This window comes from Mesorhizobium sp. CA5 (assembly GCF_020165105.1).
Taxonomy (GTDB): Bacteria; Pseudomonadota; Alphaproteobacteria; order Rhizobiales; family Rhizobiaceae; genus Mesorhizobium.
On record NZ_JAIUHJ010000043.1, the window covers coordinates 1 to 6,184 of the forward strand.

Annotated in this window: 7 protein-coding genes; all 7 read right to left on the reverse strand. The window is 63.9% G+C overall.

The window, feature by feature from the left end; translation table 11 throughout:
- A partial coding sequence (locus LB529_RS28865; RefSeq protein ID WP_224712970.1) for an ABC transporter ATP-binding protein occupies positions 1-792 on the reverse strand: 792 nt, incomplete at its 3' end.
- 7 nt (positions 793-799) lie between these two features.
- Positions 800-1,612, reverse strand: coding sequence for a carbohydrate ABC transporter permease (locus tag LB529_RS28870; protein ID WP_224712971.1), 813 nt, complete (start codon positions 1,610-1,612; stop codon positions 800-802).
- The gene (locus LB529_RS28875) at positions 1,612-2,493 is read right to left on the reverse strand and encodes a carbohydrate ABC transporter permease (protein WP_224712972.1); all 882 of its coding nucleotides are present in this window, start codon (positions 2,491-2,493) and stop codon (positions 1,612-1,614) included. The genes LB529_RS28870 and LB529_RS28875 overlap by 1 nt, the downstream gene beginning before the upstream one ends.
- Before the next feature lie 67 nt (positions 2,494-2,560).
- Entirely contained in the window at positions 2,561-3,853 is a 1,293-nt protein-coding gene (locus LB529_RS28880; RefSeq protein ID WP_224712973.1) for an ABC transporter substrate-binding protein, read from the reverse strand.
- Positions 3,854-3,916: 63 nt separating this feature from the next.
- Positions 3,917-4,933: a Gfo/Idh/MocA family protein gene (locus tag LB529_RS28885; RefSeq protein ID WP_224638558.1), complete on the reverse strand. Its 1,017-nt coding sequence runs from the start codon at positions 4,931-4,933 to the stop codon at positions 3,917-3,919.
- On the reverse strand, positions 4,930-5,646 hold the full coding sequence (locus tag LB529_RS28890) for an N-acetylmannosamine-6-phosphate 2-epimerase (protein ID WP_224638559.1): 717 nt from the start codon (positions 5,644-5,646) through the stop codon (positions 4,930-4,932). The genes LB529_RS28885 and LB529_RS28890 overlap by 4 nt, the downstream gene beginning before the upstream one ends.
- A 65-nt stretch (positions 5,647-5,711) precedes the next feature.
- Positions 5,712-6,184, reverse strand: a 473-nt coding sequence (locus tag LB529_RS28895) for an ROK family protein (protein ID WP_224712974.1), incomplete at its 5' end; no start/stop codon positions are given.

A 6,184-nucleotide genomic window follows, 5' to 3' on the forward strand; every position in this document is an offset into this window, starting at 1 on the left:
ATGCGTGATGTCCATCCTCGCCTCGCCGGCCGTGAGCGCCTTGCCGTCATCGACCACCGTCGCCTTGAGAAAGTTCATGCGCGGAGTGCCGATGAAACCGGCAACGAAGGCATTGTCCGGATCGTCGTAGAGCGACAGCGGCGTGCCGGTCTGCTCGATGCGGCCCGCCTTCAAGACGACGATCTTGTCGGCGAGTGTCAGCGCCTCTGTCTGGTCATGCGTGACATAGACCATGGTTCGGCGGATCGACTGGTGCAAGCGCTTGATCTCGGCGCGAAGCTCGGTACGCAGCGCGGCATCCAGATTGGAGAGTGGCTCGTCGAACAGAAAGAGCCGCGGGTCGCGCACCAGCGCCCGGCCGATGGCGACGCGCTGGCGCTGGCCACCGGAAAGCTCGCGCGGCAGACGGGACAGCAGCGGCTGGATCTGGAGCAGGCGCGCGACACCGGCGACCTTCTCATCAGACGTGCTGCGGTCGAGCCCGCGCATCTTCAGCGGAAAGGCGATGTTCTGCGCCACCGTCATGGTCGGATAGAGCGCGTAGGACTGGAACACCATTGCGACATCGCGATCCCGCGCTGGCAAGTTGGTGACATTGCGGTCCCCGATGACGATGGTGCCGGAATCGATCGGGTTAAGGCCGGCCACCGCATGGAGCAGCGTCGATTTCCCGCAGCCGGACGGGCCGAGCAGGACTACGAAAGACCCCTCCTCCACCTCGACTGACACGTCGTCCAGCACCTGGACCGCGCCGTAGGATTTCGAGACCGACTTTATCGAGAGTTGCGCCATCTGAAGTTCAGCCCTTCACGCTGCCAAGTGTCATGCCGCGTACGACCTGCCCCTGCACCAGGACGCCGAGGACGATCATCGGCAGCATGATGAGCGTGGCGGCCGCAGTGAGCGCGCCCCACTGGATGCCCTGGAACGTCAGGAACGAGGTGATCGAGACCGGCAGTGTCTGGGTGTCGCGGCCGGTGAGCACCAAGGCGACGAAGAACTCGTTCCAGGTGAAGAGCACACACAGGATCAGCGTCGCGACAATGCCGCCGCGCGCCGCCGGCAGATAGACGTGCCAGAAGATCGCAAACTCGCGTGCGCCGTCGACGCGCGCGGCGTCGCGCAACTCCTTCGGAATGTCATCGAAGAAGGTAATGAGCAGTGAGATGGCGAAAGGCACGTTGACGAAGGCATAGGCGGCGATCAGCAGCCAGTGCTTGTTCAGCGCGCCGATGCGGGTCGCCAGATAATACATCGGAATGACGAAGAGCAGAGCCGGCGCGATGCGCAGGCTGAGGATGAATTTTTCCCGTGCGCGGCGCAGCTCCGCTGGCTGCTGCGCAAGCCCATAAGCTGCGAGCGAACCTACCGCGACGGCGAGCGCGCTGGAGAGGAGCGAGACGATGAGGGAGTTGGCGAAGGCGCTTAGGAAGCCGCGATTGGCGAACACCGTGCGGTAGTTGTCCAGCGTCGGGCTGAACAGCCAGACCGGCGGAATGGCGAAGGCATCGCGGGTCGTCTTGAAGGAGGTGACGACGACCCAGTAGAGCGGGAACAGCACCGCCAAGAGAAGCAGGCCCAACCCGAGATAGAACAGCGCGCGTCTGCCCATCAGCGGTCCCCTGCCTTGGGGAAGAGCACGCTGTACATGGTCAGCAGCGCGACATTGGTGAACACCGTCAGGATAATGGCGATGGCCAAGGCATAGGAGATGTCGAAATTGGTGAAGGCGACGATATAGCCGTAATAATTCAGCGTCTCGGTCGACAGCGCCGGGCCCCCACGGGTCATTATGTAGAACAGATCGAAGGCCTTGATGCTGTCGATCGCTCGGATCAGCGCGACGATCGCTAGCGCGCGGCGCAGCATTGGCAGAAGCACATACCAGGTGACCTGCCATTCGCGGGCACCATCGACCCGGGCGGCGTTGAGCGGGTCGGTGGGTGCCGATTCAAGCGCTGCCATCACCAGGAGGATGACGAAAGGTGTCCATTGCCAGATGTCGGCGATCAGCACGGAAAACAGCGCGATCCGCGGACTGCCCAGCCAATCGACCTGGGAAATGCCTGCCAACGACAGAAGATAGTTCGCCATGCCGGTGGCGGGGTCGAACAGGAATCGCCAGGTAAGCCCGACGACAACCGGCGTCATGATGATCGGCACCAGGAGCAGCGTCCTGACCAGCCGCTTCATGGCGAAATCGCGATCGAGGAAGAGCACGACTGCAAGACCGAGCGCGATCTCGATGACCGTCGCGAGCGTGGTGAAGAGCACCGTGCGCCAGAGCGCGGCCATGGCGCGCGGGTCGCCGAGGAAGCGGATGTAGTTGTCGAGGCCGACGAATTTCTCGCGCCCTGCCCGCATCAGCGAAAGGTCGTGCAGCGATATCCAGATGACGAACAGCGTCAGCGCCACCGACGCCACCGTCAGGCAGACGATGATCGGCTGGAAGAAATGTCTTGTCGGATCGGACGCTGGGGCCACGGGTCTCATCGGGTCAACCTGAAATTTTCACCCTGCCGCGCACAGGGAGCGCACGCGGCAGGGCACGCCTCTCGCCCTAGCGGGCGAGTGCGGCGTTGTTGGCGTCGTCGGCTTCCTTCAAGGCGTCGGCCGCACTTGCGGTTCCGGCGAGCGCCTTGGAGACGGCGATCCCGGTGTTGTTGATGATCTCGTTCGCCTTCTCGACCGTGGGCAGATACTGGGGATTACCGGCGTTGATGGCCGCGATCATGCCTTCTTTGAAGGCGCCGTAGCGCTTGCCGAAGCTGTCGCTGTTGAGCGCCGACAGCGAGGTCACGCCGGAGTTGGGATCGGTTTCGATCGACTTCAGCTGCTGTTCCTTGGCGGTCGCCCAGGTGGCGAAAAGCGCTGCCGCTTCCTGGTTCTTCGACTCGGCCGAGACGTACATCGAATGCACCGCGAGCGAGGACGAGCCGCCCTTGGGCGAGGTCGACTTCATCGGCACCGGCACGTAGCCGACCTTGCCGACCACCGTCGAGACGGCCGGGTCTTCGTTATAGGCGCCGTTGACGGTGGCATCGAGAGTGATCGCCGCCTTGCCCTGCTGGAACAGCAGCCGGTTCTCTTCCCAACCGAAATTGGCGACGCCGACCGGGCCGTAGTTCTTCAATACGCTAGTGAAGGCGTCGAGCGCGGCGATGCCCTCAGGCGTGGCCAGCGCCGACTTGCCGTCGGCATCGAAGAAGGAGCCACCGAAGCCCCACAGATAGGCCGCCCAGACATAGACGCCCTGGATGCCCTGCTGGCCGCGCATGGTGATGCCAGCGATCTGCTTGTTCGTCTTTTCCGAGATGGTTTTCGCGGCGTTCTCAATGTCCTCGAAGGACTTGGGCGCGGCCAGCCCGTATTGCTCGAACAGGTCCGTGCGGTACATGACGAAGGTGCTCTCGCCATAGACCGGCAGGCCATAGACCTTGCCGTCCAGCACATTGGTGTTGAAGTAGCCGGGCACGAAATCGGACTTGTCGAAATTTTCTTTGTGCTTGGCCAGGAAATCGTCGAGCGGCACGATGTAGCCGGATTTCACGAACCCCGGCAGATAGATGATGTTGTTCTGGACGACGTCGTAGCGGCCCGACTTGGAGGAGAACTCGAGCAGCTCCTTGGCGGTGATGTCCTGCTCGGGCACGACCTCGATCGCGACGTCGATGCCAGTCTTGTCCTTAAATTCGGGCACCATCTTCTGGATGGCGTCGGTGGTCGGATGACCCTCGAGCAGCACCGATATCTGAACGCCGTTGAACGGCTTTTCTTCGGCGGAGGCCGGCGCGGCCAGCGACAGCGCGGCGGCGGCCGCGCCAAGCATAAGTAGATTGCGCCTGTTCAGCATGTTTCGTCTCCCATTCTTGGGCCGTCTGGCCTCGTTGCAACAGCGCTGTTCGTTTGATTGTCTTCAACCGAGGCGCACGATTTCGCCGCTCTCCGCCGACTGCATCATGGCAAGGGTGAGTTCGAGCGAACGAAGGGCTTCCCGGCCGGTGGCGATCGGCATCGCCGCGCCGTCCAGCCAGTCGATGAGGCCGCTGAGCTGGCGCGCGAGGTCGCCGTCGACGCGGCCGTTGAGCAAAGGCCAATGCTGGGTGTCGATCTCGCGGGACCCCTCATTGCTAGCGAAATAGAGCCCGCTGTCGCCGCACTGGACCTCGAAGGATCCATCTGTGCCGAGAAGTTCCATGCGCGCGTCGATCATGTGGCGCGCGCCGGACGGCAGCGACCAGGCGCTCTCGAAATTGACGACAGTTCCACCGGAAAAGCGCACGATCGCCGTGATACTGTCCTGCGTGCCGGAGGCGCCAAGCAGCTTGTCGGTCTGCTGCGCATAAACCGAGACCGGCTGCTGGTCCTCCAGAATCCACAGCACCATGTCGACGTCGTGGACGGTGACATGCAGCGCCAGCGGCAGCTTGCCGCCATAGCGCTTCGGGCCTTCGGTGCGGGCGCTGTTGCGCCTAGCATAGATGTGGATTGGCTCACCGATCTTGCCCGATGTCATCAGCTCCTTGGCGGCGCCGTAGCGCGGATCGAAACGCAGCAGGTAGCCGACGCCGAGCTTTACGCCCGCCGCCTCGCAGGCGGCGATGATCGTCTTGGCCTCGTCTATCCTGGACGAGATCGGTTTCTCGACGAAGACGTTGATGCCGGCTTCGGCGACCGCAACCGCCGGCCCCAGATGTAGATTGTCTGGCGTGCAGATAGAGACGAGGTCGAGATCGCGCTCCGAGCCGAGCAATGCCTGATGACTGTCGTAGACTTTGCAGCCCGGCGCCTTGGCTGCCACGGCTTCGGCCAGCGCGCGGTTGGGATCGACGATGGCCGCGAGCTCGGAGCCCACCATGTTGGCAAAGATGCCGGCATGCATAGAGCCCATGAAGCCTGCACCGATGACGGCCACGCGACGGCGCTTGATCATGATGGATTCCTTTTCAGTTGCGGACGGGCGTTCCAGGCGGCGACCTCGTTGGCGAAGCGGCGGGTGATGGCGTCGGGCCGTGTGATCGCGCCGCCGACGACGATGAAACGGGCGCCGAGCTCGAAGCAGCGGGTTGCCTCTTCGGGCGTCCAGATGCGACCCTCGGCGACAAAGGGAAGGCCGGCGCGGGCGAATTCCTCCATCAGGTCGAAGGCGGGGCCGCGCTGCTCCCTAGAGTAATCCGTGTAGCCGGCCATGGTGGTGCTGATGAGGTCGGCGCCGGCATCGAGCGCGCGCCTGCCTTCGTCGAGCGTGGCGACATCGCCCATCGACAGACGCCCTTTCGCGGCGATGGCTGAGAACATCGCCGTCAGCTCGGCCGGTCGCGGCCGACGGGTTGCGTCGATCGCGACGATGTCGGCCCCGGCGTCGATGACGGCGGCGACGTCGTCGAGCGTCGGCGTGATGTAGACCTCGGTGTCGTCGCGCCTGGCCTTGATCAAGCCGATCAGCGGCACCTCGACCGCATCTCGAGCGGCGACGATGTTGGCCGTGCCCTCAATGCGCACGCCGGTGGCGCCGCCCAACAGGACGGAGCGCGCCATGGCGGCGATGTGGCCGGGAGCGTCGAGCGGCAGGCCAGGCTCGGCCTGGCATGACACAACCAGCGTTCCATCGAGTGTGGCGAGCAAATCGCCCTGCTTGGCCTGCACCGGGTCTTCTCCTGGAAGAGCATCACCGCTCTAACCAAGCGCAGATGAAAGTTTTTGTCAATAAGCTATTTTTGATGAAAATTTTCGTCAGAGCTCTTTGGTCGTGCCAGCATAGCTGCGCCAAGCAGGCCGGCATCGGCGCCAGCCCGCGCGGCAACAATGGGGCGCCGATAAACGCGCGGCAGATCGAGCGAGCGCACCTGCAGCGCCTCGATGAAGCCGCCGGCGAGGCCGACTCCACCACCGACAGCAAAGCAGTCGATATCGACGGAGGCCGCCAGGTCGGCAAAGGCGTCGACCAGCGCGACGACCGCGCCGGCGATAATTTCCGCGGCAATGCCGCTGCCTTCTTTCGCCGCCGCAAACAGCTCCGGCGTCGTAACCTTGCGGCCAAGGCGCGCGCTGCCCGCCCGCGCCAGCGCTGTACCCGAGGCGACCGTCTCCAGGCAGCCGCGCCTGCCGCAGCCGCAGAGGATACCGCCGGGCTCGGAGCGTGTGTGCCCGACATGGCCGGCAAGCCCGTTGGCGCCGCTTTGCA

What these genes read in the sequence shown, in the direction of transcription:
- LB529_RS28885 (WP_224638558.1), bottom strand. Translation starts at nt 4,933, where the DNA reads ATGATCAAGCGCCGTCGCGTGGCCGTCATCGGTGCAGGCTTCATGGGC.
- LB529_RS28870 (WP_224712971.1), bottom strand. Translation starts at nt 1,612, where the DNA reads ATGGGCAGACGCGCGCTGTTCTATCTCGGGTTGGGCCTGCTTCTCTTG.
- LB529_RS28880 (WP_224712973.1), bottom strand. Translation starts at nt 3,853, where the DNA reads ATGCTGAACAGGCGCAATCTACTTATGCTTGGCGCGGCCGCCGCCGCG.
- LB529_RS28875 (WP_224712972.1), bottom strand. Translation starts at nt 2,493, where the DNA reads ATGAGACCCGTGGCCCCAGCGTCCGATCCGACAAGACATTTCTTCCAG.